The organism is Streptomyces rhizosphaerihabitans (assembly GCF_025399795.1).
Lineage (GTDB): Bacteria > Actinomycetota > Actinomycetes > Streptomycetales > Streptomycetaceae > Streptomyces > Streptomyces rhizosphaerihabitans.
In genome coordinates this window covers 122,222-148,746 of record NZ_JAODTZ010000017.1, presented here as the reverse complement: position 1 = coordinate 148,746, position 26,525 = coordinate 122,222, and the positions used below count along the sequence as shown (strand labels likewise).

Here is a 26,525-nt window from a genome sequence, read left to right as displayed (position 1 = left end):
GCGGGACGGCAAGTGCAGTGCGGTGCGGGGCGCTGCGTAGTGCGGGGCCGTGAGTACGGCACGCCGTGCCGGACGCCGCGTAGTGCAGGGCCGTGAGTACAGGGCGCCGCGGCAGTGCGGGGCGGTGCCTGCAGCACAACGTGCCGGGCGGTGCCTGCAGCACAACGTGCCGGGCGCCGCGTAGTACAGGGCGCCGCGTAGTGCAGGGCGCCGCGTAGTGCAGGGCGCCGCGTGCGGGACGGCCTCTAGCGGGCCGCCGCCTGTGACAGCCGGTCCAGGGTCGCGGCCACCGCGGGCACCTCGGCGAGGTCCGGGAGGGTGAGGGCGACGATCTCGCGGCGCACCGCGGGCTCCACCGTCACGGTGCGCGCCCCCTTCGGACGAACGGACTCGATCGCGAGCTCCGGCAGGACGGCGACGCCGAGTCCCGCGCCCACGAGCCCGACCACCGCCGGATAGTCGTCGGTGGCGAAGTCGATGCGGGGCTCGAAGCCGGCGTCACGGCAGACCTCGACGAGCTGGCCGCGACAGCGCGGGCAGCCGGCGATCCACGACTCGTCGGCGAACTCGCCGATCGCGACGGACCGCGCCCGCGCGAGCGGGTGCCCCTCGGGAACCAGACCGACAAGACGGTCCATCAGCAGGGGCCGTACGACGAGGTCGTCCCACTCCTCGACGCCCGGAGCACCCTCGTAGCGGAACGCGAGCGCGATGTCGCAGTCCCCGGCCCGGAGCTTCTCGACGGACTCGGGCGGTTCGGCCTCCTCCAGGGAGACACGGGTGCCGGGGTGAGCGGCGCGCAGCGCGGCGAGCGCCGTGGGAACGAGGGTGGAGCTGCCGCTGGGGAAGGAGACCAGGCGGACGCGGCCCGCGCGCAGACCGGCGATCGCCGCGACCTCCTCCTCGGCGGCCGTGAGGCCGGCCAGGATGCTCGTGGCGTGTTTGACCAGGGCCTCACCCGCCTGGGTGAGGCGCATCTCGCGACCCGTCCGGACGAGCAGGGGGGTGCCGACGGACGACTCCAGGGCCTTCATCTGCTGGCTGACGGCAGGCTGGGTGCAGCCCAGTTCGCGGCCCGCCGCCGAGAAGGATCCGGTGGTGGCGACAGCGCGCAGGACACGGAGATGACGAGCCTCGATCATCTTTCGAGCATAAGCGCATCTTGGATGGGGCGGCGAATATCGCGTCGACGCTTTGAGACGCCTCGCCTAGTTTGGTGGCATGAAGCTCTTGTCGCTGAACCTGGGCCGGGCGCGGGCCGTCGAGTACACGGACCAGCCGGAGGGCGTGACCGGCATCGACAAGCGACCGGTCGACGGGCCGGTACGCGTGACGGCGCCGGGGCCCAAGGGGGTCGGCGGGAGCGGGCTCGACGGGGACGCGGTGTGCCACCTGCGGCATCACGGCGGTGACGACCAGGCCGTGTACGCGGTCGCGCGCGAGGACCTCGACGGCTGGGAGCGCGAACTGGGCCGGTCGCTGCCCAACGGCGTGTTCGGCGAGAACCTCACGACGGTGGGGCTCGACGTGTCCGGCGCGCTGATCGGCGAGCGCTGGCGGATAGGGTCCGACGTCGTCCTGGAGGTCACCTGCGGGCGCATCCCCTGCCGCACCTTCCAGGAGCACCTCGGTGAGAAGGGATGGGTGAAGCGGTTCACGCAGCGGGGCGCGCCCGGCGCGTATCTGCGCGTGATCGAGCCCGGCGAGATCCGCTCCGGGGACCCGATCGAGATCGCGCACCGGCCCGGCCACGATGTCACCGTCGCCGTCCAGTTCCGCGCCTCGACGACCGAACGGGAGCTGCTGCCAAGGCTGTTGGCGGCCGGCGACGCACTGCACAGGGAGTCGCTGGCGACGGCGCGGGAGTACGTGGCGAAGCACGGCGGGCAGGGGCGGCCCTAATGACACTCCCAGGGGTGTCCGTGCGGTGTCCGTGCCGTTGGCAGCCGGGGCGGGGAGAAGGTGTGGAGCGCGGTCGGGCGTTGGGCGGCACCGGGCGGCGGGGGCACCGGCCGGTCACTAATCTTGCGCCATGACAACGGCTCTGATTACGGGATCGACCGCGGGGATCGGTGCCGCCTTCGCGCGGCGGCTGGCGGCGGACGGGCACAACCTCGTGCTGGTGGCGCGGGACACGAAGCGGCTGCGGGAGCAGGCGACCGAGCTGCACGACCGGCACGGCATCGAGGCGGAGGTGCTCTCGGCCGACCTGGCGACGGACGAGGGCATCGAAGCGGTGGCCGCCCGTCTCTCCGACCGCAAGAACCCGGTCGACCTGCTGGTCAACAACGCCGGCTTCGGCAACAAGGGCCGCTATCTGGACGTATCGATGGCTGACGAGCTGAAGATGCTCAAGGTGCACTGCGAGGCGGTGCTCCGGCTGACGTCGGCGGCGACCGAGGCCATGCGGGAGCGCGGCCGGGGCGGCGTCGTCAACGTCGCGTCGGTGGCCGCGTTCGTGCCGCGGGGTACATACGGCGCGTCGAAGGCGTGGGTCGTGCAGTTCACGCAGGGCGCGGCGAAGGATCTCGCGGGCAGCGGCGTGCGGCTGATGGCGCTCGCTCCCGGTTTCGTGCGCACCGAGTTCCACGAGCGGGCCGGCATGGGCACGGACAACATTCCGAACTGGATGTGGCTCGACGCCGACAAGCTGGTCGCGGCCGCGCTCGCCGATCTGGCGCGCGGAAGAACCCTGTCCGTCCCGGATCCGCGCTACAAGGTGCTGATGGGCGTGGTGAAGGTGACCCCGCGGTCGCTGCTGGGCGGGATCTCTTCGAAGACCGGGCGGAAGTACGGACCTCAGTGAAGTCCTCAGTGGAGTACGGCCCCCCGGCAAGGGCGATCACGCAGGACGCGCGGATCGCGGGACGGACGCTCGCGATGATCGTGCGGTGGGTGCTGTCGCCCCTCCGGTGGGAGGATTGAGGGTGATTCGACCGGACCAGGGGGGCCGGAGGCGGCGTCATGACTTTCGTACAGCTGATTGACGGCAGAACCAGTCGGTTCGACGAGATGAACCAGCTGATGGACACCTGGGTCGAGAAGACCAACGGCAAACGGACCGCGACGCGCGGCGTCATCGGCAAGGACCGCTCCGACGCGAACCACTTCGTGGAGATCGTGGAGTTCCCGTCGTACGAAGAGGCGATGAAGAACTCGCAGATGCCGGAGACCGAGAAGATCTTCCAGGAGATGGTGGCGCTCTGCGACGGGATGCCGACGTTCACGGACCTGGACGTGGTGCGCGACGACCGGCTCTGAGGGCGAACGCCGGCACGGCCCGAACAAAGGCGCGCGTCGGCCTGCCCCGGAGTAGCAGTCCACCGGTCCCGCGGAACCGGGGAGCAGGTCCACGGGTCCCGTGGGACAGCCACGCGGAACAGCCCCACGGAACGCGGAAGAGGTCCCCGTTCCTGCTGGAACGGGGACCTCTTCACGACGTCACGCCTCGGTGGGCATGTCCGCACTCATGACGTCATACGTCAGTGGGAGTGCCCGTGGCCGCCGTGACCGGCGTCGCCCTCGTCCTCGGCCGGCTTCTCGACGACCAGGGTCTCGGTCGTGAGGAGCAGGGAGGCGATGGAGGCGGCGTTCTCCAGGGCGGAGCGGGTGACCTTGACCGGGTCGATGACGCCGGCCTTGACCAGGTCGCCGTACTCGCCGGTGGCGGCGTTGAAGCCCTGGCCCTTGTCGAGCTCGGCGACCTTGGCGGTGATGACGTAACCCTCCAGGCCGGAGTTCTCGGCGATCCAGCGCAGCGGCTCGACGGCGGCCTTGCGGACGACCGCGACACCCGTGGCCTCGTCGCCGGTCTTGCCGAGGTTGCCCTCGAGGACCTTCACGGCGTGGACGAGCGCGGAGCCACCACCGGAGACGATGCCCTCCTCGACCGCGGCGCGGGTCGCGGAGATGGCGTCCTCCAGACGGTGCTTCTTCTCCTTGAGCTCCACCTCGGTGGCGGCGCCGACCTTGATCACGCACACGCCGCCGGCCAGCTTCGCGAGGCGCTCCTGGAGCTTCTCGCGGTCCCAGTCGGAGTCGGTGTTCTCGATCTCGGCCTTGATCTGGTTGACGCGGCCGACGACCTCGTCGGAGCTGCCGCCACCGTCGACGATGACGGTGTCGTCCTTGGTGATCGTCACGCGGCGGGCGCTGCCGAGCACGTCCAGGCCGACCTGGTCGAGCTTGAGGCCGACCTCCTCGGCGATGACCTGACCACCGGTGAGGGTGGCGATGTCGCCGAGCATGGCCTTGCGGCGGTCACCGAAGCCGGGGGCCTTCACGGCGACGGCGTTGAACGTGCCGCGGATCTTGTTCACGACCAGGGTCGACAGGGCCTCGCCCTCGACGTCCTCGGCGATGATCAGCAGCGGCTTGGAGGCGTTCGACTGGATGACCTTCTCCAGCAGCGGCAGCAGGTCCTGGATGGAGCTGATCTTGCCCTGGTGGATGAGGATGTACGGGTCGTCGAGGACGGCCTCCATACGCTCCTGGTCGGACACCATGTACGGGGACAGGTAGCCCTTGTCGAAGGCCATGCCCTCGGTGAAGTCCAGCTCCAGACCGAAGGTGTTGGACTCTTCGACGGTGATGACACCGTCCTTGCCGACCTTGTCCATCGCCTCGGCGATGAGCTCGCCGACCTGGCTGTCCTGGGCGGAGAGCCCGGCCACGGCGGCGATGTCGGACTTGTCGTCGATCGGGCGGGCCGTCGCGAGGAGCTCCTCGGAGACGGCCTTGACCGCGGCGTCGATGCCCTTCTTCAGGAGGGCGGGCGACGCGCCGGCGGCGACGTTGCGCAGGCCCTCGCGGACGAGCGCCTGGGCCAGCACGGTGGCGGTGGTCGTACCGTCACCCGCGATGTCGTTGGTCTTGGTCGCCACCTCCTTCACCAGCTGCGCGCCGAGGTTCTCGAACGGGTCGTCGAGCTCGACCTCGCGGGCGATGGTCACGCCGTCGTTGGTGATGGTGGGGGCGCCGAACTTCTTGTCGATGACGACGTTGCGGCCCTTGGGGCCGATCGTCACCTTCACCGTGTCGGCAAGCTTGTTGACGCCGCGCTCAAGGGCGCGACGGGCGTCCTCGTCGAACTTCAGGATCTTCGCCATGGGAGCGGTTCAGCCCTCTCGGAAAACTTGGGAGAAACGAACGGCGCCCCCAGCGCCCGGTTCATCAAAGGTAGCGGGGGCCAGGGGCGCAGTTCACTGCAATGCTTGGTGCGGGGTTGTCCGGGGAATGACCCCGAACGCCCTTACCGGGTGAATTACTTCTCGATGATCGCGAGCACGTCGCGGGCCGAGAGGACGAGGTACTCCTCGCCGTTGTACTTCACCTCGGTGCCGCCGTACTTGCTGTAGAGCACGACGTCGCCGACGGTGACGTCGAGCGGAAGACGGTTACCGTCCTCGAAGCGACCCGGACCCACGGCAAGGACGACGCCCTCCTGGGGCTTCTCCTTGGCGGTGTCCGGGATGACCAGGCCAGAGGCCGTGGTCTGCTCGGCGTCGAGCGGCTGGACCACAATGCGGTCCTCGAGCGGCTTGATGGCAACCTTGGAGCTGGTGGTCGTCACGATCCGACCTCCCCCTTCGGAGATCTCACGGGGTTAACTGTCTGAGGTGGCGACCAGGTGGATCCGTCGTCGCGGGTGCCGGATCTGCCTGTCGCTATTGGCACTCTCCAGGGGGGAGTGCCAGACCTGAGACTATGACTGCGATTAGCACTCGGTCAAGCGGAGTGCCAAAGGCGTCGGCGTGGCGCGGCCCGAACGGCGCCGGACCGCACCGAACGGCGGCCTCTCCCGGAGGTAGTCCTCCGGCCGCGCCGAACGGCCCTCTCCTGGAGATCGTTCCTCCAGCCGCACCGGACGGCGGCCCCTCAGAGGTAGTTCTCCAGCCGCGCCGGAGTGAAGCCCTCCCGCTGGATCCGGCGGAGCAGCCGGAGCGTGGCGTCCGTGAGATTCGGTTCGCCGAAGCCGGCGAGGATGTCGCCCGGCCGGAGCCGGTGCGCGTCGGCCGCCCGGCCGAGGACGATCGCGGCGACCCCGCAGTCGGCGGCGGCACGCAGGGTGGTCTCGTCGTACCGGCCGTAGGGGGGCCGCAGCAGCCGGGGCCGGACGCCGAAGCGCCGTCTGAGCTTGTCCTGCTGTCCGCAGATCTCGGCGCGCTGGCCGGCGTAGGGCAGACCGCGCAGGGAGGCGTGGTCGAGGGTGTGGTTCTGGACGCTCGCGCCGACCGCGCGCAGCCGGGCGAAGTGCCCGTATCCCGGCCCGACGACACTGTCCGTGAGGAACATGCTGACCGGCAGCCGCAGTTCGCGGACCATGTCGACGAACCGGGGATCGCGCTCCGCCCCGTCGTCGTACGTCAGGAAGACCACCCTGTCGCGGGTGCGCACATGGTCCACGACGGGCGGAAGTCCTGGGCCCGCGGTGCGCGCGGCGGTCCGGGCGGGCACTTTCGGCGCCGGGGCGAGCGGGGTGGCCAGACCCCAGCGGCGGTACGCCGACTCCTGCGGCCGCACCCGCTGGGCCGCCTTCTTGCCGAGCCGCTCGATGGGGTCGACGGACTGCGCGCAGCCGCTGAGCAGCACCGCCACGAGCAGCCCGGCGGCCGGCACCCGCACCCTCACAGGTAGTCCTCCAGGCACGCGACCGCGTACCCCTTGGCGGTGACCGTCCTGAGGAAGCGGCGGACCATGTCGGGCATGGTGCCCTTCCAGTCCTCGCGGCCCCGGAAGTGGGTGAGGACGATGTCGCCGGGGTGCAGGTCCTGGTCCTCCTCGCGGTACTCCCAGTGGTCGACGAAGACCTCCTCGTCCCAGATGGGCGCGTACTCGATGCCGCAGGACCTGGCGGCGCGCAGGGTGTCCTGGTCGTAGTTGCCGTACGGCGGGCGGAAGACGGTGGGGCGCCTGCCGAACTGCTTCTCCATGACGTCCTGCATGCCGCAGATCTCGTGCTTCTGCCGCTCGTAGGACAGGGCGGGCAGATAGAGGTGGTGCAGCGTGTGGTTGTTGAGGGTGATGCCGCGGTCGCGCATCTTCCGGAAGTACCCGTAGTCGTCCTTGACGAGGTAGTCGCTGAGGAAGGCGGTGTACGGGATCTTCAGATCGCTCATCATCCGCAGGAACGCGGGGTCCTTCTCCTCGCCGTCGTCGACGGTGAGGAAGACGACCTTGTCCTTGGTGGGGACGGTCGTGAAGACGGGCGGCAGCCCCAGCTCCTTCTGGTCGTCCACCTCGAACCCCTTGCGGGCCTCGATGACCGGCTTCCTGGCGGGCGGCGCCGGGGGTGTCAGCGGCACCTCGGCGAGCCCCCAGCGCCTGGCGACGGCGGCGCGCCGGGCCTGCGCCAGGCGGAGCCGGGAGGCGTACGCGGCAAGGGCGCGGGCGGCGGGCGCCTGGAGCCCGGCCTGCGGGTCGTGGGCCGACTTGGCGGCGTACAGCCGGCCGGGAGCCGGCTTGGCGGCGTCGGCGCCCGTGCCGGAGCCGGATTCGGCGCAGCCGGAGACGAGGAGCGCGAGGGCGAGTACGCCCACTCCCCAGCACGCACCGGCCCCGTTTGCGCCGTTTTTATCATTTTGTCGTACGGGTCGCATGGGGCCGGATCCTCCCAGGTCACCGCCCCCGCGAAGGCCCCGACACCGCCGCCGGAAGCACACCGTCCACCGACTGGCCCACAATGGCCGGGTGAACGACGTCTCCTTCGCCCCCCTCCTCACCGCCGAGGGCCGCGCCCTGCTCGACGAGGTCCGCGCCACCGAACCGGCACAGGAACTGGCCGTCGCCACCCGGCTGCGCCGCGAGCACCCCGCCGAACTGGTCTCGGCGGCCCTCGGACAGGCACGCCTGCGGCAGCGGGCGGCGGCGAAGTTCGGTGCCGAGGACGCCGGACGGATGTTCTTCACCCCGAACGGGGTCGAGCAGTCCACCCGGACGACCGTGGCGGCGCACCGCGCCGAGCGGCTGCGCGCGCTGGGAGTCCGCTCCGTCGCCGACCTCTGCTGCGGCATCGGCGGCGACGCCATCACGCTGGCCCGCGCCGGAATCCGCGTCCTCGCCGTCGACCGCGACCCGCTGACGGCCGCCGCCGCCCGGGCGAACGCCGACGCGCTGGGGCTCGCGGATCTGATCGAGGTACGCGAGACGGATGTGACACAGGTGGACACCGCGTCGTACGACGCGGTGTTCGTCGACCCGGGGCGCCGGGGCGGCCGGGGCCGGATCTTCGATCCGGAGGCGTACTCGCCGCCGCTGTCCTGGGCCGTAGGGGCGGCCCTGCGGGCTCCGATCGCCGCTCTGAAGATCGCCCCCGGCATCCCGCACGAGGCGATCCCCGCCGAGGCGGAGGCCGAGTGGATCTCGGACGGCGGCGACGTGAAGGAGGCGGTGCTGTGGTTCGGCACGGAGCCGGGCCTGGTACGCGCCACCCTGCTGCCCGGCCCGCGCGAGCTGCGCGGACGCGGGCTGCCGGATCCGGCGGTGCGAGCGGTCGGACGCTACCTGTACGAGCCGGACGGCGCCGTCATCCGCGCACACCTCGTCGCCGAGGTGGCCGAGGACCTGGACGGCGGACTGGTCGACGAGACGATCGCCTACGTCACGGCGGACGAGCTGCGCCCGACGCCGTACGCCTCCGCCTACGAGATCACCGACCAACTCCACTTCAATATGAAGAAGTTGAAGGCACTGCTCCGGGAACGGGAGGTCGGCGTCCTGACCGTGAAGAAGCGCGGGTCGGCCGTCGAGCCGGAGGAACTGCGGCGGAAGGTGAAGCCGCAGGGCCCCCGGTCCGCGACGGTGTTCCTGACCCGGGTGGCGGGCGCCCCGACCATGCTGGTGGGGGCGCCCGCAACACCGTCTACTGGTGGTGGACCGTCTTGAGGGGGGACAGGTCCGGCTCGTCGACGGGCCGCGGGTCCGTGCCGGTCCGCGCCGCAGGAGCACCCGCGGCCGATCCGGCCGAGGAGTACGAACTCGCCATCGGCGCCACACCGTTGTAGTACGGCGCGTACGTCCACTGGCTGCTGCTCGCGCTGACCGCCGCACCCGCGGAGTTCAGCGCCGCCGTCGACACCGAGCCGGTACCGCCGAACGCAGCCACGGTGTTGATGTTCGCGGCGCCGTTGACCAGGTAGGACTTGGTCTCGGAGGAGAGGCCGGCGACGTCCGTCCACAGCAGCGGGCCGAACACGTTCATCGCCGCCGCGGCCGAGGTGCCACCGAGCCAGCTGTCGGTGGAGGCCAGGGCCACGCTGCCGGGACCGCCCCACCAGAAGCGCGCGAGGGCGACCGCGGTGCCCGCGTTGGTGCTCGCCGTGACCGGGTAATAGGAGTACGAGGACGGCCAGTTGGAGAACCCGGTGTGAGTCAGCGCGTACTTCGCCGAACCGCCGACCGTGATCATGTCGGTGTCACGCGGGTCGAGGCTGTTGAGGTACGACTTCACGGACGGGCTCAGCGTGTTGCCCTCGTTGAGCACGACGACGGCCTTGCTGTTCGTCCCGTCCGCGCCCGCGGCCGACGCGGCGGCGAGCGCCGAGTGGTAGTCGGTGCCGGTCGCGATGAAGACGTAGTCCGGCGTGCTGGTGATCGACTTGGCGACGGCCACCGAAGTCGAATAGCGCGAGGTGCCCGCCAGCCGCTTCGGGGTGAAGCCGAGCGCGGAGATCTTCGAGGAGACCGAGCTGCTGAGGATCGACGTGCCGCCGACGAGGTAGACGCTCGCGCCCGGCTTGAGAGTCCGCTTGAGCTCGTTCTGGACGGACGTCGACAGCGAGCTGCCCGGGGTCATCAGGACCGGGCCGTGCTTCTTGCCCGCGAGGGCGGGGGCCGTCAGCGCGTACGGCTGGCTGCTCTGGGAGACCAGCACGGCGGACGAGGCGTTCATCAGGCCCGGCTCACTCTTGCCGACCGTGTTCCAGGTCCAGCGGGACGCGGCGATGTTGCTGCCGTAGACGTCGGCGCCCCAGACGCGGGCGACGGTGTTCTTGCGCAGCGGCTGCCAGGCCAAAGACCCCCTGACCGCGGTGGGCCCGTCGTAGATGACCTTCTCGGCGCCCGTGGCGAGGTCGAGGGTGCGGTCCTCCCCGTCCATCGAGGCGTTCACAACGTCGTACGCCAGCCGCGTCCCGTCCGGCGACCAGGCGGGGTTGTAGACGTTGCCGGTTTCGTCGGGGAGCCGGCGCGTCACGCCGGTACCGTCGGCGTTGGCGGTGTAGAGCTTCCCGGCCGAGACGTACGCGATCTTCGTACCGTCCGGGGAGAGGGACGGGTCGGTGACCTTGCCCGCCACCAGCTGCTTGAAGGAGCCGTTCGCACCGTCGTACAGCCACACGGCGCCGTAGCGGATGTCGCCGCTGCACGTGCTGCCCGAGCGGATGAACACCAGCTTGCCGCCCACGGATCCACTGGGCTGGGTGTCGCAGCCCTCCTGCGCGGTGGCGAAGAGGTGCTTCTGGTACGTGGAGCCGTCGGACGCCGCGTACTGCAGCCTGCCGTTGAGGGAGAAGACCACGGAACGGCCGCCGTACCAGAAGGTCGGGTCGGCGGTGAGGATCGTGTTGTCCGTTTTGACCGGGAGCTCCACGGGGCCCTTGAAGTCGTAGCGGACGACGTTGACGCGGCCGGTCCAGGTGTTGACGTAGGCCATCCGGCTGCCGTCCGGCGACCAGGACGGCTGGTCGGCCCTTTCGAGCCGTCCGACGGGCGGCGTGGATCCGTCCACGCTCATCGTCGAGATCGTCTCTTCCATGACCCCGGTGAGCATGCCGTCGGTCGCCGGCCACCCGGCGACGTCGGCCGACGCGCCCGGTGCCAGCGCGATCGCGGTGCCGGCCGCCAGGGCCGTCACCGCGGTGAGCGCCACAAGTCTGTGGCGCGCGGAGATTTTCATGGGTGTACCCCCAGGTAGGCGCGATGGGCTGCCGGGCCACGCCTCGCGGGGGGCCTGCGGGGTGAACGGAGAGCGTCATTCCCGTGTACGGCAGCGGCGCCACTGTAAGCCCTTGCTGATCACGTTGGGAACGGGGTTACCGAACGGGAACTTCACGAACTCCGCAGCTCACGGGCCCGTGCCGCCAGCAGCTCGCGCTCCCGCTCGTTCCGCGCCAGCGAGGCCGCCCGCTCGAACTCCGACCGCGCCTGCGCCGTACGTCCCAGCCGGGCGAGCAGGTCGCCGCGCACGCTGGGCAGCAAGTGGTAGTCGCGCAGGGCGGGTTCACCGGCGAGGGCGTCCACGATCTCCAGGGCGGGGCCTGGCCCGTCGGCCATGGAGACGGCCACGGCACGGTTCAGTTCGACGACCGGAGAGGGGGCGCGGGCCACCAGCAGGCCGTAGAGGGTGGCGATCTGCCGCCAGTCCGTGTCCTCGTAGGTGTAGGCCTGCGCGTGGCAGGCTGCGATGGCGGCCTGGAGGGCGTACGGCCCCGGGCTGCCGGTGGCGACGGCGTTGGCACGGCCCAGCGCGGTGAAGCCCCGGCGGATCAGCATGCGGTTCCAGCGGCGCCGGTTCTGGTCCTTGAGGAGGACGGGTTCGCCACCGGGCCCGGTGCGGGCGGCAGCCCGGGACTCCTGGAGCTCCAGCAGCGCGGCGAGACCGTGCACCTCGGGCTCCTTCGGCATCAGCTCGGCGAGCACCCGGGCCAGCCGGAGCGCGTCCTCGCACAGCGCCGGACGGAGCAGGTCGTCGCCGGCCGTGGCCGCGTACCCCTCGTTGAAGACGAGGTAGATGACCTCCAGTACGGACCCGAGCCGGGCTTCGCGCTCGGGTCCGTACGGGACCTCGAAGGCGACCCCCTTCGTCGCCAGCGTCCGCTTGGCCCGCACGATGCGCTGGGCGGTCGTCGCCTCCGGGACGAGGAAGGCGCGCGCGATCTCGGACGTCGTCAGTCCGCCGAGGAGCCGCAGGGTGAGCGCGATGCGGGCCTCGGCGGACAGGACGGGATGGCAGGCGGTGAAGACCAGCCGGAGCAGGTCGTCGTCGATGTCGTCCGGATCGGCGGGTTCGTCGACGTGGTGCGGCGCCGACAGCGAGAGGTCCCGCCCGACCTCCGCCAGCTTGCGCGCGTAGCGCTCCCGGCGGCGTACGAGGTCGATCGCCCGGTGCTTGGCCGTGGCCATGAGCCAGGCGCCCGGGTTGTCCGGCACGCCGTCCCTCGGCCACTGCTCCAGCGCCGCGACCAGGGCGTCCTGGGCGAGTTCCTCGGCGATGCCGACGTCGAGGACGATCCGGGCGACGCCCGCGATGATGCGGGGGGACTCGATGCGGAAGATGGTCTCGACGGCCGTGTCGACGCCGTCGGCGGGGGCTCGGCTGGGCTGCTGTTCCACAGCTCACCATCAGACACCCGCGGCGGCGCCAGGCCAAGGAGACCGCTCGGGCCGAGTGGAGCACTCAGTCCGAGGGGACCACTCGGTCCGTGGGTACCACTCGGTCCCAGGAGAGCACTCAGCCCCCGGCGATCTCCCGCACCTCGCAGGTGACCGTCCAGTACTCCTCGTGCGTCTTCAGGAAGCGCTTGGTCCACTCCACGGCCTCGGCCATGTCCTTGCACTGCATGATCGCGTAGCCGCCGACGACTTCCTTGGACTCGGTGAAGGGTCCGTCGGTGACGGACAGCTGCCCGCCCGACCAGTGGACGCGCTTGCCCTGCGCGGTGGGCGCCAGGCCGTCGGTCTCCAGCATGACGCCGGCCTTGGTGATCTCCTCGATGAGCTCGCCCATCCGCTGCATCAGCTCGGGGCTGGGACCCTCCGGGGGCGCGGTGCTCTCGTCGATCTGGACCAGCGAAAGGTAGCGGGGCATGGTGACTCCTCGTGTCTGTGGTGCCTCGGAGGCGGGGCTTCTCCCTGCCTCTCACCCGTGCGTCGAACGGGAGACACCCGCTTCGACACCGTCCCCGGATTTCTTCGATTTCTTTCCCCGGGCGGGGTCGGACGGGCCGATCGGGTCGATCCGGTCAATCGGCGAAGTCCTTGAGCTTCTGCGTGTCCAGCGTGAACCCGACCGGATCCGGCAGCTCGATCACCGCTCCGAAGGCCCGGGTGGTGAGAGAGCGGTAGACGCCGCCCTCGGGGTCGCAGTGCACGGTGACGCTGTCCGTGTCCCGGTCGACGAGGAGGTAGACGGGGATGCCCGCGGCCGCGTATCCGTCGGGCTTCTCGATCCGGTCACGCCGGTCGGCGTCCCGGTCGTGCGAGGTGACCTCGACGACCATCAGGACACCCGAGGGCTCGGACCACTCGCCCTTTCCGGCGAAGTACTCCTCGGGCGCCAAGACCCCATCCGGCTTGGCCCGCCCCTTGCGGTAGGCCTCGACCTTCAACCCTTGCTCCGGATAGAGGAACAGCTCAGGCCGGTGCTGCATGCACCGCTTGAGGAGCCAGGCGACGATCTCGCCGTGATTGCCGTCCGGCATGGGCTTGACCCCGATCTTTCCATTCAGGAATTCCAGCCGCGCCGACTCTGGCGCGTGACGAGCGAGCTCCTCGAACTCCTCGACGAGCATCTGGGGCCGGTCGGACGTGCTGGGGGTCATGGCTTCGCCTCCTCCCGTCCATCCTGCCCCGGTCAGGGGCGGACCGTGCTGCAAGGTCGTCATGTGCCTGCGCCTTTCTCGATTTCCTCCGTGTGGGTCCCGGAACGGAGAACGGCGCGCAGCCGGCCGACATGGGCCCGCACTTCATGAGCCGCGAGGGCGGGCCGCCCGCCCCGGCACACCCCGCACAAGCCGCCCCGCAGTTGGCCACCGTCCCCGCCCGGCTCCCCGCACGCCGTGCACACCACCTCGTAGCGGGGCGCCGGTGGCTGCGGCTCGGGTCGCGGGGGCAGCTTGGCGAGCAGCCGGGCGCGCACGAAGGCGTACGCGTGCGCCACACGCTCCGGGAGCCCCGCCGTCAACGCCTGGACGAGCTGCGGCTCACCTGCGCCCCGCGCGAACCACTCGGCGGCCTCCCCCTCCAGTGCCGCGCACTCCCCCGCCGACAGAGTCAGCCGGGCGTCGATCCGGCCGAGCCGGGCCAGCACGCCGTACGCCGTCGAGCGCGCCGCCGCTGCCACGGGCCGCTCGGTCACGGGGGTCTCCCCGGCGAGGAAGGCGTTCCACCAGGCGTCGTCGTGAGCGGTGCGCGAGAAGAAGGTGTGCCAGACCCAACGGGGGCAGCCGTCGACGGTGACGGGACGGCGTACCCGGCGCAAATGGCCTGCCACGGAAAGGTTGTTGAGGGCCGTGGAGAGGGCGCACTGGCCGTACGGGAGGTGCTTGGCGAGGGTCTTGATCGAGAGGTCGGACTCGTCGGCGAGCCGGTCGATGTACGTCGCGATCGATGCCTCGCGGGTGGGCAGATGTGCGAAGTCCCGACCCGTACGTGGGGTTTGGTCGGGCGCCGACCGTTTTCCGTAGCCCGGATTGGCCAGGGGATGGGCGGACGGGCGCAGGGCAGCACTAGGCTGAGTGACAGCCATGGATCGACCTCATTTCGATCTCTTTGGTCAGACCCCCGCGCGGTGCGCCAACACCCACGGGGGTCGAAGTTTTCCCGGCGCACGCTACACGTCCGCCACGCTCCGCCGCGACCCGATCACGAAAAGTCATATCCCCTGGCCCGGACGGCACTTCGGCCGTCGGCAAGGGAGGGTGGGTGGGTTGAACCTCCCACCCATTCCATACAAAAGAGGCTCGAATCCCGGGCCCCGAAGCTCAAGTCCCGAGGGCCTTCTCCTCGTTCATTTGAGCGAGGCCCACAGGTCGCTCGCCTCCGGCTCGTTCGCGATCACCCTGTTGCGGTCCGAGGGGGCCGTCACGACCGGCATCATCACCGTCGTGACCTCGTCGGAGGAGAGGGACTTCAGGCTCTGGCCGAGTTTCGTCAACTCGCCGAGCGAGTCCAGCCCGGTGTCCGTCGTCAGGCTGCCGGTCACCGCGTTCGCGACGCTGTAGAGCTTGGCCGGGTCGGTGAGCAGTCCGGCCGACGAGATCTGCGCCAACAGGGCTTTTACGAGCTTCTGTTGGAGACCTATGCGGCCAAGGTCGCTACCGTCGCCTATGCCGTGCCGCGTACGGGCGAGCGCCAGCGCCTGCGTGCCGTCGAGGTGGTGTTCGCCGGCCGTGAGATGCAGATGGCTCTTGTCGTCGTCGATGTTCTCGTCCGTGGTCACGGTGACGCCGCCGAGCGCGTCCACGAGGGCCGCGAAGCCGGAGAAGTCGATCTCGATGTAGTGGTCCATGCGGACATCGGTCAGGGACTCGACCGTCTTCACCGCGCAGACCGGACCGCCGATCGAATAGGCGCTGTTGAACATCGCGTTGTACGCCACCGCCGTGGTCCCCCCGGAGGAGGTGGGGCAGGCCGGCCGGGTCACCAGGGTGTCCCGGGGGATGCTCACCACGGTCGCCCGGGTGCGTCCGGCGTCGATGTGCACGACCATCGCCGTGTCGGACCGCGCACCGGAGCTGTCGCCCCCGCCGAGCTTCGCGTTCGCCTTGCCGCTGCGCGAGTCGGAGCCGAGGACCAGGATGTTGAGGGCGCCGCTGGGCAGCGGGGAGGCGGAGGCCGAGGCCGGGGACGAGGGCGTCGACACGGCCTTCGCCGGGCGGTCGTCGCCGAGCGCGCTGTCGATGTCGACGCTCTTGATGTTCTGGTTCAGATGCCAGTAGGCCCAGCCCGCCGTGCCGATGCCCAGCACCAGCACCCCCGCCAGGGTGAGGCCGACGGCCTTCAGTACCCGCGACCGCCGGCCCACTGACCCGACCCCGTCCCCGTCCCCGCCCTCTTTGCGTCCCGTCACGAGGAGGAACGTAAGTCCGAAATATTACGAGCGGAGGTTCGATGTGACGTTTCTTCGAAAACTCTCACGCTTCTCAGAACGACCTCACACCGGCCCCAGTACAACCTCAGCCCAACGTCACTGTCGGTACCGGATTGCTGCCGCTCCAGGAGGCGTTGAAACCGAACGTCACCGAACCGCCGTCCGGGACGGTCCCGTTGTACGAGGCGTTGGCACAGCTCACCGCCGTACCGCTCTGGGTGCAGGTCGCGTTCCAGGCCTGGGTGATCCGCTGACCCGCGCCGTACGTCCAGTTCACCTTCCACGACGCCAGCGCGGCCCCGGAGCACGCGATGCGCACCTGCCCCGTGAAGCCCGTGTTCCACTGGCTCTGGACGCTGTACGTCACCGTGCACGCGCCCGTGGGCGGTGGCGTCGAGGTTCCGCCGCCGAGCGAGGTCGCGATGGCGTTGTACGCGGGTTTGGGCGCGTAGTTCTCGTCGTACGGTGTCGCCGCGCCGTAGCCCGAGAAGACGTCCGGGATCCAGGAGTCGGAGTCGGTGAAACCCCAGACGGTCACTCCGTAGCAGCGGGTCACCGCGACACAGGCGTCGAACACCGCCTTGTAGTCGGCGGCCTGCTGCGCCAGTTTGGTGCTGTCGGAGGGGAGTTGCATCCGGATGTCCAGCTCCGTGATCGCGACATCGACGCCGAGATCGGCGAAGCGCTGGATGTTCTGCTGGAGGGTGCCGGGAACCTGGCCGAGGATGAGGTGGGCCTGGAGGCCGACGCCGTCGATCGGGACACCGCGCGCCTTCAGGGACTTGACGAGGTTGTAGAGGGCGGTGCTCTTCGCGTTGACGCCCTCGACGTTGTAGTCGTTGATGTAGAGCTTGGCGCTCGGGTCGGCGGCGTGCGCCCAGGTCAGTGCTTGGGCGATGTAGTCGGCGCCGAGGCCGTTGTACCAGAGGGTCGAGCGGTAGGTGCCGTCCTCGTCGAAGGGCTCGTTGACCACGTCCCAGGCGGCCAGCTTCCCCTTGTAGCGGGTGACTTCGGTGGTGATGTGGTCCTGGAGCAGGCCGCTCAGCTCGGCGGTCGTCCAGGTGCCGTTGGTCAGCCAGCTCGGGTTCTGGCTGTGCCAGACCAGGGTGTGACCGCGCACCTGCTGGTTGTGGGCCTGCGCGAACGCGACGATCTGGTCGGCCTCGGCCCAGTTGAAGCTGCCCCGGGTGGGCTCGACGGTGCCCCATTTCATGGCGTTGCCCGACGTCAGCGAGTTGAACTGGGCCCCGGCGATGTCGCCGTACGTCCCTGTCAGCTTGGAGCCGGTGACGGCGGTGCCGATGACCTTGCCCTTGGCGGCGGCGAGGTCGCGCAGCGGGGTGTCGGCGGCGTGCGCCGTCGTCCCGGCCGCGAGCAGGGCGGCCACCGTGACCACCCCGGCGAACAGGGCGGCGACGCTGCGGCGTAAGGGGCGGGTTCTGGAGAAACGGGTTCGGGAGGTTCTCATGGCGGGTGCCTCCGAAAGTTTCGGCTGTACAACCGATTGACTTCGCAGGAGTGTGGAGGGGGATGCCCCACCCGTCAATACGGTCCCCCGGCCGGCTTCGAGCCGATCCGGCCACCCCGGCCCCACGCCACACACAGGCCCCACGCCCCCCGCCCCGGGGCCGAAAGGCCGAACGGCCACCACGAAGCACCCGCGGTCGGCAGCGCACGGAAGGGGCCTTGCCGGTACATCGATGCCCGTCGCCACCGACGGCCACGCCTCATCCAACGGCGACGGGCTGATGCACCGGCACGGCCCCGACCCACCCACCGGACCGAACCGCGAACGACAGGGGCGAGCTACCGGAGGCGTCCGGTCTCACGCCGGGGGCGCCCCCGTACTGCTGCGGACGACCAGGCTCGTCGCCAGTTCCATCCTCGTACCGGCCGACGGCCTTTCCTGGCGGCTCAGGTCGAGCACCAGCTTCGCCGCCGCCTCGGCCATCTCCGTCAGCGGCTGCCGTACGGTCGTCAGCGGCGGCCCCACCCAGCGTGCCACCGGCAGATCGTCGAAGCCGACCACGCTCAGGTCCTCGGGAATGCGCAGCCCCAGCTCGCGGGCCGCCTCGTAGAGACCGAGCGCCTGGAGGTCGTTGCCGGCGAAGACGGCCGTGGGCCGGTCGGGGCGGCGCAGCAGGTCGAGGCCGATCCGGTAGCCGGCCTCGTGGTGGAAGTCCCCGGCGACGATCAGCGAGGGGTCGACGGGCAGCCCGGCCGTCTCCAGCGCGGCACGGTAGCCGTCGACCCGCGCCCGGCTGCACATCATCCGGGAGGGCCCGCTGATGGCGCCGATCCGGGTGTGGCCGAGTTCGACGAGGTGACGGGTGGCGGCGAGGCCGCCCTGCCAGTTGGTGGCGCCGATGGAGGGCACGTCGACGCCCGGGTCGCCCGCCGGGTCCATCACCACGAAGGGGATGGACCTGCTGGTCAGCAGGGCGCGCTGGGAGTCGTCGAGGCCCGAGAGGACGAGGACCACGCCGTGCGGGCGGCGGGCGGCGACCTGGTCGGCCCAGGTCCGGCCGGGAGTGAGCCGCCCGGCGGACTCGGAGAGCACCACGCTGAGGCCGGCGTCCCGGGCGACGTTCTCCACGCCCCGGATGACCTCCATGGCCCAGGCGCTCTCCAATTCGTGGAAGACCAGGTCGATCAGCGGTGAGCGGGAAGCCTCGGCCCGCCGGCGGCGGTAGCCGTACGCGTGCAGCAGCTCCTCGACGCGGGACCGGGTCGAGGGGGCGACGTCGGCGCGGCCGTTGAGGACCTTCGAAACAGTCGGAGCCGACACACCGGCCTCCCGGGCGATCTCGGCCAGCGTCGCCGTCTGTGCTTCTGCGGACTTCCCAGGCTTCATGCGGGCGATCGTATCTCTGCGCGACCCCTTGACGGACCCATCGGATCGTCTTACGTTCCCGGAACATTCGAAATTTGACTCGAAACATTCGCGATGGATCATCGGCGATCCTTCGCGCTTACCGAGAGGTGCCGTCCAATGGAGTCCCACAGCAGACGTTGGTTCCTCGGCGCGGGCACGGTCGCCCTGGCCTCTGTCGGCGGGCTCACCGCCTGCGGCTCCGGCGGCGGCTCGGGCGCCGACGGGACGCTCACCGCGTTCGTCTACGGGGACGACGCGGCGAAGATTCAGGTCAAGTCCGTCAACCGGTTCAACGCCTCGGCCGCCGCGAAGAAGGCCAAGGGCACGATCAAGCTGCAGAAGGTGCCCGCCACCGACTACCCGGCCAAGCTGCGCACGGCGATGGGCTCGCCCAACGCCCCCGACGTGTTCTTCAACTGGGGCGGCGGCTCCATCAAGGCCTACCGCGAGGCCGGCCAGCTCGTCGACCTGACCGACGTCATCACGTCCGACTCCGTGCTCAAGAGCGGCTTCCTGCCGTCGGTGCTGGCGTCGGGCGGACTGGACGGCAAGAACTACGGCGTGCCGATGCGCGGCATGCAGCCCGTGATCCTCTTCTACAACAAGACGGTCTTCGAGGAGAACAAGCTCCAGCCGCCCACCACCTGGGACCAGTTGCTGGACATCAACACCAAGCTGAAGAAGGCGAACATCACCCCGTTCGCACTGGGCGGAGCGGACATCTGGCCCGAGCTGATGTGGCTGGAGTACCTGGTCGACCGGATCGGCGGCCCCCAGGTCTTCGACAAGATCAAGAACGGTGACGCCTCCGCCTGGGGCGACCCGGCCGTCCTCAAGGCCGCCCAGACGGTCAAGCAGCTGATCGACGACGGCGCCTTCGGCAAGGGCTACAGCTCGGTGGGTTACGGCAACGGCGGCGCTCCCGCGGTCTTCGCCAAGGGCAAGGCGGCGATGCATCTGATGGGTTCGTGGGAGTACTCCACGCAGCTCGGCAAGTTCCCCGACTTCGCCAAGAAGAACCTGGGCTGGTGCGCCTTCCCGCAGATCGAGGGGGGTGCCGGCGACATCCGCAACGTGGTCGGCAACCCGACCAACTACTGGTCGGTGAACGCCCGCACCTCCAACAAGGACGCGGCGATCGCCTTCCTGCGGGACTCCGCCTCCCTGGCGTACACCAAGGAACTCATAGCCAACGGTGACGTCCCGGCCACCTCGAACGCGGCGGACCTCCTGGACGCCTCGCCGAACCCGGAGTTCGCCAAGTTCCAGTACCAGATGGTGCAGCAGGCTCCGGCGTTCACGCTGAGCTGGGACCAGGCGGTCGACCCGAACGTGTCGACGCCGATGCTCACCGAGGTCAACAAGCTGTTCGTGGGCAAGTCCTCGCCGACGCAGTTCGTGTCGGCGCTCAAGGAGCTGAAGTGAGCGTCACGCAGGTCAAGGGCGGCCCGCGGAACGACGCGGGCCGCCCCCGCTCCGCCCGGCGCAACAGGGCCGGCCGCCCGAGCGCGGCGCTGGCCCTTCCCGGCGTCCTGTTCTTCGCGTTCTTCGCCATCGCACCGATGCTCCTCGCCTTCTACCTGTCGTTCACCAAGTGGAACGGTCTGGGCGACCCGCAGCCGGCCGGTCTGGCCAACTGGCGCAAGCTGCTGGGCGACGACCGGCTGACCCAGTCGCTGACGGTCACCGTCGCGCTGACCGTGGTGAGCTGGGCGTTCCAGACGGTGATCTCGCTGCTGCTGGGCGTGTGGGCGGCGGGCAGGCAGCGCAACCGCGCGGTGCTCTCGGCGATCTTCTTCGTGCCGTTCCTGCTGTCGTCGACGGCGATCTCCCTGCTGTTCTACGCGCTGCTGGACCCGAACTTCGGCATCATCCACAAGGACACCCTCGGCACGACCAGCGGCGCGTTCCTCGCGATCGTGTTCGTCGGCGGCTGGCAGTTCATCCCCTTCCACACCCTGATCTACCAAGGCGGGGCACGGCAGATCCCCGAGGTGCTCTACCAGGCGGCGGCGATCGACGGGGCCGGACGCCTGCGGCAGTTCTTCTCGATCACGCTGCCGCAGCTCCGCAACACGGCGACGACGTCCGGCGTGCTCATGGTCGTCGGTTCGCTGACGTACTTCGAGACGGTCCTGATCCTCACCCAGGGCGGTCCGGGCACCGACACGGCGATCCTGCCGTACCTGATGTACGAGGCCGGCTTCAAGAGCTACGACTTCGGCTACGCGAGCGCCGTCGCCTCCTTCCTGGTGCTCGCGGCGACCGCGCTGTCCCTGCTGATGGTGAAGCTGTCCGGCTTCGGCGCGATGCGCAGTACCAGGGAAGGGATGTGACGTCATGTCACACGACACTTTGCCCCGTCCCGTGAAGACGGACTCCGCCCCGACGGTCGAGCGGCCCGCGCGCCGCCGCAGACACTGGGCCAGGCGCGCCAACCCGCTCGCCGGCGCCGGCACGCTGATCTGGCTGGCCGTCGTGATCATCCCGATCTACGCGATGTTCTCGGCCTCGCTCACCCACCAGGACGAGGCGCTGGGCCACAGCGCCCTGAAGCCGCCGTCCCATCCGACACTGGACAACTACAACACCGTCCTGCACAACGGCTTCGGTCACCTGCTGTGGAACACGGTCCTGGCAGCAGCCGGGGTGGTGCTGATCGTCCTGGTGCTGTGCGTCCCGCTGTCCTACGTGGCCGTGCGGACCCGCAGCGTCTGGTCGGGGGCCGCGTTCCGGCTGTTCCTGCTGGGCGTGGCGATCCCGGCGCAGGCCGTCGTGGTGCCGCTCTATCTGATGATCGCCAAACTGAACCTCTACGACAGCCTGCTCGCGATCGTCCTGCCGACGGCCGCGTTCGCCATGCCGGTGTCGGTCCTGATCCTCACCGGCACGCTGCGGGACATCTCGGAGGAGATGTACGAGGCGATGGCGCTGGACGGCGCCTCCACCACCCGGATGCTGTTCCAGCTCGTCATCCCGATGTCCAAGGGCGGCATCAGCACCGTCGTCATCTACTCGGCGCTGCAGGCCTGGAACGGCTTCCTCTTCCCACTGATCTTCACCCAGTCCGACGGGCCACGGGTGCTGACCCTCGGCCTGTTCGACTACGTGAGCGAGTTCGGCGTGAACATTCCCGCGATCCTCGCCTCGGTCGTCCTCTCCGGTGTCCCGATCTTCATCGTGTACCTGGTGGCCCGCCGCGCGCTGGTCGGCGGCCTCATGGGTGTGGGCGGCAAGTGAACGTGTACGACCAGGGGCGGTCGAACCCCCCTTTCCCCGACAGGAGTTCCATGACCACCCCTCCCTGGCGCGACCCCGCCCTGCCCGCCGCGACCCGCGTCGACGACCTGCTCTCCAGGATGACTCCGGAGGAGAAGACCGCTCAGCTCTACGGCGTGTGGGTGGGTGCCGCCACGGACGGCGGCGGAGTCGCCCCGCTCCAGAGCGAGATGGCCTCCTCGTACGACTGGGACGAGCTGATCACCCTCGGCCTCGGCCAGCTGACCCGCTCCTTCGGCACCGCCCCCGTGGACCCGGCGCTGGGCGCGCAGGCCCTTGCCCGCGCCCAGCGCCGGATCACCGAGGCGAGCCGCTTCGGCATACCCGCGGTCGCCCACGAGGAGTGCCTGGCGGGCTTCACGGCCTGGCAGGCGACGGCGTACCCGGTCCCGCTGTCCTGGGGCGCCACCTTCGACCCGGCGCTGGTGGAGGAGCTGGGCCGGCGCATCGGCGAGGACCTGCGCTCGGTCGGCGTCCACCAGGGCCTCGCCCCGGTCCTGGACGTGGTCCGCGACCTGCGCTGGGGCCGGGTGGAGGAGACGATCGGCGAGGACCCGTACCTGGTCGCCACCGTCGCCACCGCCTATGTACGCGGCCTGGAGTCGGCCGGGGTCGTGGCCACCCTCAAGCACTTCGCCGGGTACGCGGCCTCGGCCGGCGCCCGGAACCTGGCGCCGGTGCGGGCGGGTGTGCGCGAGCTCTTCGACATCACGCTGCCGCCGTTCGAGATGGCGCTGCGCGAGGGCGGCGCCCGTTCGGTGATGGCCGCCTACAACGACACGGACGGCGTCCCGGCATCGGCCGACCCGTACCTGCTGACCGAGCTGCTGCGCGACGAGTGGGGCTTCACCGGCACGGTGGTCTCGGACTACTTCGGCATCGGCTTCCTCCAGAGCCTGCACCGGGTGGCCGGCAGCGAGGCCGAGGCGGCGCACAAGGCACTGGAGGCCGGCATCGATGTCGAGCTGCCCACGCTGAAGTGCTACGGCGAGCCGCTGGTGGCCGCCGTCCGCGCGGGCACCGTCCCCGAGTCGCTGATCGACCGGGCGGCCCGCCGGGTGCTGCTCCAGAAGTGCGAGCTCGGCCTGCTGGACGAGGACTGGCAGCCGGAGACCGGCCGCCCCGTCGACCTGGACTCCGCGGCCAACCGGGTGCTCGCCCGCAAGCTCGCCGAGGAATCGGTGGTCCTCCTGGACAACGCGGACGGCGTGCTGCCGCTGGCCCCGGACACCCGGATCGCGGTGGTCGGGCCGCGCGCGGACGACCCCCTGGCGATGCTCGGCTGCTACTCGTTCCCCTCGCACGTGCTCACGCACCATCCCGAGGTGCCCACCGGTGTGGACATCCCGACCGTGCTCGACGCGCTGCGCGCCGAACTGCCGGACGCCAAGGTGACGTTCGCGCAGGGCTGCGGGGTCTCCGAGCCGGACCGGTCCGGTTTCGAGGAGGCGGTGGCACGGGCCGCAGAGGCCGACGTGTGCGTGGCGGTGCTCGGCGACCGTGCCGGACTGTTCGGCCGGGGCACCTCGGGCGAGGGCTGCGACGTGGCCGACCTCGGCCTGCCGGGCGTGCAGGGTGAACTGCTCGACGCCCTGGTCGCCACGGGGGTCCCGGTGGTCCTGGTGCTGCTCACCGGCCGCCCCTACGCGCTCGGGCGCTGGCAGAACCGTCTCGGCGGTGTGGTCCAGGCGTTCTTCCCGGGCGAGGAGGGCGGCCCCGCGGTGGCGGGCGTCCTGTCCGGCCGGGTCGGCCCGTCGGGCAGGCTGCCGGTGAGCGTGCCGCGCGACCCGGGCGGCCAGCCGTGGACGTATCTCCAGCCGCCGCTGGGCCTGAAGGGCGAGGTCAGCAACCTGGACCCGACGCCGCTGTACCCGTTCGGCCACGGCCGCTCGTACACGTCGTTCGACTGGGAGGCGGCCGAGGTGCCCGAGGCCGAGATCGGCACCGACGGCTCGTACGACGTGTCGGTGACCGTCCGCAACACCGGTGAGCGCGCGGGCGCCGAGGTCGTCCAGCTCTACCTGCACGACCCGGTGGCCTCGGTGACCCGCCCGGACGTGCGGCTGATCGGCTACCAGCGCCTGGACCTGGCACCGGGTGAGGCCCGCCGGGTGACCTTCCGCTTCCACGCGGACCTCTCGGCGTTCACCGACCGCACCGGCACCCGGATCGTCGAACCGGGCGCCCTGGAGCTGCGGCTCGCCGCCTCCAGCGCGGACGTACGCCACACGGCCCGGCTGAAGCTGACGGGTCCGGTGCGGCAGCCGGGCACGGACCGGCGCATGCGCTGCGAGACCGAGGTCGCGCAGGTGTCCTGATCCGGCGGAGGGCGCTTTTTTTGGGGGGCCGGTAGCCCGGGTGAGGACCCGGGCTACCGGCCCTCGGGGATCCAGCCGGTGTCCCCCGGGATCCAGCCCGTACGTCCGTCCCGCGCCCCGGGCGGCGGGACCCGCCGGTGGTCAGCGGCGTGGGCGGCGCAGTCCACCAGTGGTCAGCCGCGTGGCGGCGGGACCCGCCCGGTAGTCAGCCGCACGGGCCGCCGGACCCGCGGTGTCAGCCGCATGGGCGGCGCAGTCCACCGGTGGTCAGCCGCGTGGCGGCGGGACCCGCCCGGTAGTCAGCCGCACGGGCCGCCGGACCCGCGGTGTCAGCCGCATGGGCGACGCGATCCACCGGTGGTCAGCCGCGTGGGCCGCGGGATCCACCCCTGCCCGTCGGCCGACGGGTGGCGGTCAGTGTGCTCAGACCGACTCGAAGCGCCACCTGTGCACCGCCCGGGTCACCAACTCCCCGTCCGGATCAGGCAGTTCGGGCAGCTCCGCGTCGTACGCCGCGTCCCACCAGGTGATGACGAGGACCCGGTCCTGGGGTGCCCGCAGGATCTCCCGCCGCACGGGGTCCCCGGGGATCTCCTGCCCCCGCACCCAGGCGAGCAGTTCCTCGCCCCGGCCGGCGACGGCCCGTGCCTCCCACATCAGCGCGACGGTCACGGGTAGAGGTTCTCCTTCGCGACCTCGTGCACGTGATCATGCGTGTGCGCATGCCCGCGCCCCGGCACGTGCGGGTCCGTCACCGGCAGCGAGGAGTCAGCCGACAGGTCCCAGTCGGAGGCGGCCCGGTTCCGGGCGACCATCTCGGCGCCCAGCGCGGCGACCATCGCGCCGTTGTCCGTGCACAGCTTCGGGCGCGGCACCCTGAGCCGGATCCCGGCCGCCTCGCAGCGCTCCTGGGCCAGCACGCGCAGCCGCGAGTTCGCGGCCACGCCGCCGCCGATCATGAGGTGGTCGACGCCCTCGTCCTTGCACGCGCGGACGGCCTTGCGGGTGAGCACGTCCACCACTGCCTCCTGGAAGGACGCGGCCACATCGCGCACCGGCACGTCCTCCCCCGCCGCCCGCCTGGCCTCGATCCAGCGGGCCACGGAGGTCTTCAGACCGGAGAAGGAGAAGTCGTAGGCCGGATCGCGTGACCCGGTGAGACCGCGCGGGAACGCGATGGCCTTCGGGTCGCCCTCCTTCGCGTACCGGTCGATGACCGGGCCGCCCGGGAAACCGAGGTTCAGCACACGCGCGATCTTGTCGAAGGCCTCGCCGGCCGCGTCGTCGATGGTCGCGCCCATCGGCCGTACGTCGGAGGTGATGTCGGTGGACAGCAGCAGCGAGGAGTGGCCGCCGGACACCAGCAGGGCCATCGTCGGCTCCGGCAGCGCGCCGTGCTCCAGCTGGTCCACACAGATGTGGGAGGCGAGGTGGTTGACGCCGTACAGCGGCTTGCCCAGCGCGTACGCGTACGCCTTCGCGGCCGAGACCCCGACGAGCAGCGCCCCGGCGAGCCCGGGTCCGGCGGTGACCGCGATGCCGTCCAGGTCTCCGGCCGACACACCCGCGTCCTTCAGCGCCCGCTGGATGGTCGGGACCATCGCCTCCAGGTGGGCCCGGGAGGCGACCTCCGGCACGACCCCGCCGAAGCGCGCGTGCTCGTCGACGCTCGACGCGATCGCGTCCGCGAGCAGGGTGTGCCCGCGGACGATGCCGACACCGGTCTCGTCGCAGGAGGTCTCGATGCCGAGGACGAGAGGTTCGTCAGCCATGGGTCTCTGTTCCTTGTACGGAGGTCGATGGGTCGTGCAGGCGCATCACCAGGGCGTCCACGTTCCCCGGCTGGTAGTAGCCGCGTCTGAAGCCGATGGCCTCGAAGCCGAAGCGCTCGTAGAGCTTCTGCGCGCGGACGTTGTCCACGCGGCACTCCAGCATCACCTCGGCGCAGTCGAAGTCGCTGGCGGCCCGCAGCAGTTCGGTGAGCAGCCAGCCGCCGAGTCCGGTGCCCCACTGGTCCCGCCGCACCGCGATCGTCTGCACGTCGCCCAGGTCCCCCGCGGCGGCGAGCCCGGCGTATCCGACGAGCCGGTCGCCGTCGCAGGCGACCAGATAGCGCCGGGTCGCCTGCGGCCCGCGGGAGTGGGCCAGCTCGGACCAGAACATGCCCCGGGACCAGGCGTCCACGGGGAAGAGTTCCTTCTCCAGCTCCAGGACGGGATCGATGTCCCACCAGCGCATCTCGCGC

The 26,525-nt window shown here is 70.7% G+C and carries 23 protein-coding genes and 1 pseudogene; 8 read left to right on the top strand and 16 right to left on the bottom strand.

The features are described from left to right. Positions 1–245 precede the first annotated feature (245 nt). Positions 246–1,142 (bottom strand): LysR family transcriptional regulator, encoded by an 897-nt coding sequence (locus N4G66_RS19340; RefSeq protein WP_261705374.1) that lies wholly within the window; start codon positions 1,140–1,142, stop codon positions 246–248. Between the two features lie 79 nt (positions 1,143–1,221). On the opposite strand from N4G66_RS19340, the gene N4G66_RS19335 reads away from it, so the two are divergent. The 3 genes and pseudogenes from N4G66_RS19335 to N4G66_RS19325 all read left to right on the top strand — a co-directional run. After that, positions 1,222–1,902: an MOSC domain-containing protein gene (locus N4G66_RS19335; RefSeq protein WP_261705373.1), complete on the top strand. Its 681-nt coding sequence runs from the start codon at positions 1,222–1,224 to the stop codon at positions 1,900–1,902. Positions 1,903–2,032: 130 nt separating this feature from the next. Beyond that, entirely contained in the window at positions 2,033–2,806 is a 774-nt protein-coding gene (locus tag N4G66_RS19330) for an SDR family NAD(P)-dependent oxidoreductase (RefSeq protein ID WP_261705372.1), read from the top strand. Positions 2,807–2,964: 158 nt separating this feature from the next. Further along, positions 2,965–3,258, top strand: a pseudogene (locus N4G66_RS19325) (ester cyclase); the annotation flags it as partial. Between the two features lie 224 nt (positions 3,259–3,482). Here N4G66_RS19325 and groL read toward each other — a convergent pair. The 4 genes from groL to N4G66_RS19305 form a co-directional block, all read right to left on the bottom strand. Next, the gene (gene groL, locus N4G66_RS19320; protein ID WP_261705371.1) at positions 3,483–5,108 is read right to left on the bottom strand and encodes a chaperonin GroEL; all 1,626 of its coding nucleotides are present in this window, start codon (positions 5,106–5,108) and stop codon (positions 3,483–3,485) included. Between the two features lie 155 nt (positions 5,109–5,263). Continuing rightward, positions 5,264–5,572, bottom strand: a complete 309-nt coding sequence (gene groES, locus N4G66_RS19315) for a co-chaperone GroES (protein WP_261705370.1) — start codon at positions 5,570–5,572, stop codon at positions 5,264–5,266. Positions 5,573–5,877: 305 nt separating this feature from the next. Continuing rightward, positions 5,878–6,630, bottom strand: coding sequence for a polysaccharide deacetylase family protein (locus N4G66_RS19310; protein ID WP_391858835.1), 753 nt, complete (start codon positions 6,628–6,630; stop codon positions 5,878–5,880). After that, entirely contained in the window at positions 6,627–7,598 is a 972-nt protein-coding gene (locus N4G66_RS19305; protein WP_261705369.1) for a polysaccharide deacetylase family protein, read from the bottom strand. The genes N4G66_RS19310 and N4G66_RS19305 overlap by 4 nt, the downstream gene beginning before the upstream one ends. A 91-nt stretch (positions 7,599–7,689) precedes the next feature. Here N4G66_RS19305 and N4G66_RS19300 point away from each other — a divergent pair, with 91 nt between their 5' ends. Further along, complete coding sequence (locus N4G66_RS19300) at positions 7,690–8,883, top strand: class I SAM-dependent methyltransferase (protein ID WP_261705368.1); 1,194 nt, start codon at positions 7,690–7,692, stop codon at positions 8,881–8,883. Here N4G66_RS19300 and N4G66_RS19295 read toward each other — a convergent pair. The 8 genes from N4G66_RS19295 to N4G66_RS19260 form a co-directional block, all read right to left on the bottom strand. Beyond that, on the bottom strand, positions 8,861–10,894 hold the full coding sequence (locus tag N4G66_RS19295) for a cell wall-binding repeat-containing protein (RefSeq protein ID WP_261705367.1): 2,034 nt from the start codon (positions 10,892–10,894) through the stop codon (positions 8,861–8,863). The genes N4G66_RS19300 and N4G66_RS19295 overlap by 23 nt on opposite strands. A gap of 152 nt (positions 10,895–11,046) precedes the next feature. Further along, complete coding sequence (locus tag N4G66_RS19290) at positions 11,047–12,330, bottom strand: RNA polymerase sigma factor (protein ID WP_261705366.1); 1,284 nt, start codon at positions 12,328–12,330, stop codon at positions 11,047–11,049. A gap of 118 nt (positions 12,331–12,448) precedes the next feature. Next, the gene (locus N4G66_RS19285) at positions 12,449–12,805 is read right to left on the bottom strand and encodes a YciI family protein (protein WP_261705365.1); all 357 of its coding nucleotides are present in this window, start codon (positions 12,803–12,805) and stop codon (positions 12,449–12,451) included. 154 nt (positions 12,806–12,959) lie between these two features. Further along, complete coding sequence (locus tag N4G66_RS19280) at positions 12,960–13,538, bottom strand: Uma2 family endonuclease (RefSeq protein ID WP_261705364.1); 579 nt, start codon at positions 13,536–13,538, stop codon at positions 12,960–12,962. Positions 13,539–13,597: 59 nt separating this feature from the next. Continuing rightward, positions 13,598–14,464 carry a hypothetical protein gene (locus N4G66_RS19275; RefSeq protein ID WP_261705363.1) on the bottom strand — a complete coding sequence of 289 codons (867 nt, stop codon included), beginning with the start codon at positions 14,462–14,464 and terminating at the stop codon, positions 13,598–13,600. 261 nt (positions 14,465–14,725) lie between these two features. Next, a complete protein-coding gene (locus N4G66_RS19270) occupies positions 14,726–15,787 on the bottom strand; it encodes an LCP family protein (protein ID WP_261705362.1) in 1,062 nt (353 codons plus the stop codon). Positions 15,788–15,893: 106 nt separating this feature from the next. Continuing rightward, positions 15,894–17,276 (bottom strand): endo-1,4-beta-xylanase, encoded by a 1,383-nt coding sequence (locus N4G66_RS19265; RefSeq protein WP_261705361.1) that lies wholly within the window; start codon positions 17,274–17,276, stop codon positions 15,894–15,896. 357 nt (positions 17,277–17,633) lie between these two features. After that, on the bottom strand, positions 17,634–18,662 hold the full coding sequence (locus N4G66_RS19260; protein WP_261705360.1) for a LacI family DNA-binding transcriptional regulator: 1,029 nt from the start codon (positions 18,660–18,662) through the stop codon (positions 17,634–17,636). A 138-nt stretch (positions 18,663–18,800) separates the two neighbouring features. On the opposite strand from N4G66_RS19260, the gene N4G66_RS19255 reads away from it, so the two are divergent. From N4G66_RS19255 to N4G66_RS19240, 4 genes are read left to right on the top strand one after another with little or no spacing between them, the layout of a single operon-like run. Next, positions 18,801–20,108 (top strand): ABC transporter substrate-binding protein, encoded by a 1,308-nt coding sequence (locus tag N4G66_RS19255; RefSeq protein ID WP_261705359.1) that lies wholly within the window; start codon positions 18,801–18,803, stop codon positions 20,106–20,108. Then, positions 20,105–21,019, top strand: coding sequence for a carbohydrate ABC transporter permease (locus N4G66_RS19250; RefSeq protein ID WP_391858834.1), 915 nt, complete (start codon positions 20,105–20,107; stop codon positions 21,017–21,019). Before N4G66_RS19255 ends, N4G66_RS19250 begins: the two co-directional genes overlap by 4 nt. Before the next feature lie 4 nt (positions 21,020–21,023). After that, positions 21,024–21,923 carry a carbohydrate ABC transporter permease gene (locus N4G66_RS19245; protein WP_261705358.1) on the top strand — a complete coding sequence of 300 codons (900 nt, stop codon included), beginning with the start codon at positions 21,024–21,026 and terminating at the stop codon, positions 21,921–21,923. A 50-nt stretch (positions 21,924–21,973) separates the two neighbouring features. After that, entirely contained in the window at positions 21,974–24,280 is a 2,307-nt protein-coding gene (locus N4G66_RS19240; RefSeq protein ID WP_261705357.1) for a beta-xylosidase/alpha-l-arabinosidase, read from the top strand. Positions 24,281–24,703: 423 nt separating this feature from the next. Here the strand turns inward: N4G66_RS19240 and N4G66_RS19235 are convergent, their stop codons facing one another. From N4G66_RS19235 to rimI, 3 genes are read right to left on the bottom strand one after another with little or no spacing between them, the layout of a single operon-like run. Beyond that, positions 24,704–24,952 carry a hypothetical protein gene (locus tag N4G66_RS19235; RefSeq protein ID WP_261705356.1) on the bottom strand — a complete coding sequence of 83 codons (249 nt, stop codon included), beginning with the start codon at positions 24,950–24,952 and terminating at the stop codon, positions 24,704–24,706. Beyond that, entirely contained in the window at positions 24,949–26,052 is a 1,104-nt protein-coding gene (gene tsaD / locus N4G66_RS19230) for a tRNA (adenosine(37)-N6)-threonylcarbamoyltransferase complex transferase subunit TsaD (RefSeq protein WP_261705355.1), read from the bottom strand. Before tsaD ends, N4G66_RS19235 begins: the two co-directional genes overlap by 4 nt. After that, complete coding sequence (gene rimI / locus N4G66_RS19225; RefSeq protein ID WP_261705388.1) at positions 26,045–26,518, bottom strand: ribosomal protein S18-alanine N-acetyltransferase; 474 nt, start codon at positions 26,516–26,518, stop codon at positions 26,045–26,047. The genes tsaD and rimI overlap by 8 nt, the downstream gene beginning before the upstream one ends. Positions 26,519–26,525: the final 7 nt, after the last annotated feature.

Coding starts and splice junctions, on each gene's coding strand:
- N4G66_RS19340 (WP_261705374.1), bottom strand. CDS start 1,142: ATGATCGAGGCTCGTCATCTCCGTGTCCTGCGCGCTGTCGCCACCACC.
- N4G66_RS19335 (WP_261705373.1), top strand. CDS start 1,222: ATGAAGCTCTTGTCGCTGAACCTGGGCCGGGCGCGGGCCGTCGAGTAC.
- N4G66_RS19330 (WP_261705372.1), top strand. CDS start 2,033: ATGACAACGGCTCTGATTACGGGATCGACCGCGGGGATCGGTGCCGCC.
- groL (WP_261705371.1), bottom strand. CDS start 5,108: ATGGCGAAGATCCTGAAGTTCGACGAGGACGCCCGTCGCGCCCTTGAG.
- N4G66_RS19305 (WP_261705369.1), bottom strand. CDS start 7,598: ATGCGACCCGTACGACAAAATGATAAAAACGGCGCAAACGGGGCCGGT.
- N4G66_RS19295 (WP_261705367.1), bottom strand. CDS start 10,894: ATGAAAATCTCCGCGCGCCACAGACTTGTGGCGCTCACCGCGGTGACG.
- N4G66_RS19285 (WP_261705365.1), bottom strand. CDS start 12,805: ATGCCCCGCTACCTTTCGCTGGTCCAGATCGACGAGAGCACCGCGCCC.
- N4G66_RS19280 (WP_261705364.1), bottom strand. CDS start 13,538: ATGACCCCCAGCACGTCCGACCGGCCCCAGATGCTCGTCGAGGAGTTC.
- N4G66_RS19275 (WP_261705363.1), bottom strand. CDS start 14,464: ATGGCTGTCACTCAGCCTAGTGCTGCCCTGCGCCCGTCCGCCCATCCC.
- N4G66_RS19265 (WP_261705361.1), bottom strand. CDS start 17,276: ATGAGAACCTCCCGAACCCGTTTCTCCAGAACCCGCCCCTTACGCCGC.
- N4G66_RS19260 (WP_261705360.1), bottom strand. CDS start 18,662: ATGAAGCCTGGGAAGTCCGCAGAAGCACAGACGGCGACGCTGGCCGAG.
- N4G66_RS19255 (WP_261705359.1), top strand. CDS start 18,801: ATGGAGTCCCACAGCAGACGTTGGTTCCTCGGCGCGGGCACGGTCGCC.
- N4G66_RS19245 (WP_261705358.1), top strand. CDS start 21,024: ATGTCACACGACACTTTGCCCCGTCCCGTGAAGACGGACTCCGCCCCG.
- N4G66_RS19240 (WP_261705357.1), top strand. CDS start 21,974: ATGACCACCCCTCCCTGGCGCGACCCCGCCCTGCCCGCCGCGACCCGC.
- tsaD (WP_261705355.1), bottom strand. CDS start 26,052: ATGGCTGACGAACCTCTCGTCCTCGGCATCGAGACCTCCTGCGACGAG.
- rimI (WP_261705388.1), bottom strand. CDS start 26,518: ATGCGCTGGTGGGACATCGATCCCGTCCTGGAGCTGGAGAAGGAACTC.